This window comes from Paenibacillus sp. 1182, from assembly GCF_017833915.1.
Lineage (GTDB): Bacteria > Bacillota > Bacilli > Paenibacillales > Paenibacillaceae > Paenibacillus > Paenibacillus polymyxa_D.
The window spans coordinates 1-2,754 of sequence record NZ_JAFICR010000036.1 but is presented as its reverse complement, the minus strand read 5'-3'; the positions used below and the strand labels follow the sequence as shown (position 1 = coordinate 2,754).

Genomic DNA, 2,754 nt, shown 5'->3' with positions numbered 1-2,754 from the left:
GACCTGTTCAGTCATCCAACCGTGTCTGCCTTGGCACTGAAAGTCCAATCGGTGACCCGATTGGCGGATCAGAGCGAAGTGGTGGGCGCTGTGAAGCTGACACCGGTGCAACAATGGTTCTTTGAGCAGAACCTGACGGATGCTCATCATCATAACCAGTCCATTATGCTGCATAGCAAGGACGGTTTTGATGAACCGGCATTGCGCACGGCGATGGATCAAATCGTTAGCCATCACGACGCACTGCGTATCATTTTCCGACCTACGGAGCGCGGATATGAAGCTTGGAACCGCGCGGTCGGTGAGGGCGAGCTGTATACGCTGGATCGGGCCGACTTCAGAAATGAGTCTGAGGTATCTGCGGCGATCGAGGCCAAAGTGAATGAAATTCAGGCGGGTATTCATTTAAGCGAAGGACCGCTGGTGAAGCTGGGGCTGTTCCATTGCCCCGATGGAGATCATTTGCTGATAGCTATTCATCACTTAGTGGTGGATACCGTATCTTGGCGCATTTTGTTCGAGGATATTACGACCGCCTATGAGCAGGCATTGAACGGACAAGCGGCTCGTCTTCCGCACAAAACGGATTCGTTCCGCACCTGGGCGGATGGGCAGTCTCAATATGCGAACAGTCCGGCCATGGCAGCAGAACTCGCATTCTGGCAGGAAATGGAACAAGGCGTATATCAGCCGCTTCCAAAAGACGAGTCCCCTTCTCATTCCTTAAATAGGGACAGCGAGAACATTACAGTTACGTGGACAGCTCAGGAAACGGAGCAGCTGTTAAAACAAGCGCATCGTGCTTACAACACGGAGATGAATGATTTGCTGCTTACCGCATTGGGACTGACGATTCATCGCTGGGCGGGCCTGGAACGAATGCTCGTGAGCCTGGAAGGTCATGGACGGGAGTCCATTCTGCCAGAACTGGATATTACGCGCACCGTGGGCTGGTTTACGACCCAATTCCCGGTTGTGCTGGATATGAGCGTGGGGCAAGACCTTTCACAGCGCATCAAACAGGTGAAAGAAGGACTACGTCGCATTCCGCAAAAGGGCATTGGCTACGGTATGTTGAGATACCTGTCCGCAGCACGTGAGCAAGAGCATTTTGTAACCGAACCTGAAATCAGCTTTAACTATTTGGGACAATTTGACCAAGATATGCAAAATCAATCCATTGGTGTATCTCCTTACGCTAGCGGTGCAGAGCTTAGCGCCCATGCAGCTAGAACGCACACGCTGGATATGAACGGACTGATTTCGGAAGGCAAGCTGCAATTGACGATCAGCTACAGCAAGCAGGAATATCGTCGTGAAACGATGGAGCAGTTAGCCGAACAGTTCCGAATCAGTTTGCAGGAAATCATTACGCATTGCACAAGCCGCAAACAGCAAGAGCTGACGCCAAGCGATGTCATGCTTAAACATGTAACCATGGCCGAGCTGGATCAATTGGTAGAACGGACTCGTGACATGGGGGAACTGGAAAATGTCTATGCGCTGACGCCGATGCAAAAAGGCATGTTGTTCCATAGTCTGATGGATGCAGAGTCAGGTGCTTATTTTGAACAAACGACCTTTGATTTGCATGGACGCTTCCAAGCGGATATTTTCCAGGATAGCTTGAACCATTTGGCGCAGCGGCATGAGATATTTAGAGCTAATTTCATCAGCGGTTGGCAGGATGAGCCTGTGCAGGTCATTTTCCGCCGCAAGGATGTTGGTTTTAGATGTGAAGATTTGCGTCATCTGAATGAGCAGGAGCGTGACGCGTATGTGAAGGAATTTATTCGCAAAGACAAGGCAGCCGGGTTCGATTTGTCCCGGGATGCGTTGATGCGCGTGGCGATTTTACGGACAGGTGATGAGGATTATTATTTTGTGTGGAGCTCTCATCACATCTTGATGGATGGCTGGTGTGTGGCGTTAGTCACGGATGAGGTGTTTGAGGCTTATTTTGCAGCCGTGGAGCATAGACAGCCGAAGCTTGCCCCCGTGACTCCATACAGTCAGTATATTGAGTGGCTTGAAGCACAGGATGTAGAAGCAGCAGCTTCCTACTGGAAGGATTATTTGCTCGGCTATGATCAGCAAACTTCGATTCCGACCGGAAAAGTAGGCGTGAAAGCGGACGGTGCACAATTTGAGCATATCCTGTGCGATCTCGGCAAGGACTTGACCGGACGTATGGAAATGGTGGCTAAGCAGCACCACGTGACCGCGAATACATTGCTGCAAACAGCCTGGGGCTTGCTGCTCCAAAAGTACAACGGTAGTGACGACGCTGTTTTTGGCGGTGTAGTGTCTGGTCGTCCAGCGGATATTACGGGGATCGAAAATATGGTGGGCTTGTTCATTAACACCATTCCAATACGTATCCGTAGTGGGGCTGAGGACACCTTTGCTGACATGATCAGAACGAATCAACAGCAGGCGCTGACTTCTCAAGATTATGAAACGTATCCGCTGTATGAAATTCAAGCCTTGAGCGAGCAAAAGCAAGATCTGATCAACCACATTATCGTGTTTGAAAACTATCCGGTGGAGGAGCAGGTCGAGCAACTTGGCGAAGGTGCAGCGTCGGATTTTGAAATTCGCAATGCCGGCATGATTGAACAAACCAACTATGATTTCAATCTGGTTGTCATGCCGCAGAAAGCGATGAAAATCCGATTTGAATACAATGCGAAGTTATATGATCGGGAAGCCGTTGAACGGACTCAGGGCCATCTGATACAGCTGTTGGAGCAG

At 50.2% G+C, this 2,754-nt stretch carries 1 protein-coding gene; it reads left to right on the top strand.

Annotated elements, in window-relative coordinates; genetic code table 11:
* Positions 1-2,754: condensation domain-containing protein (locus JOD82_RS28850; RefSeq protein WP_245249171.1), on the top strand; the 2,754-nt coding region annotated here is incomplete at both ends.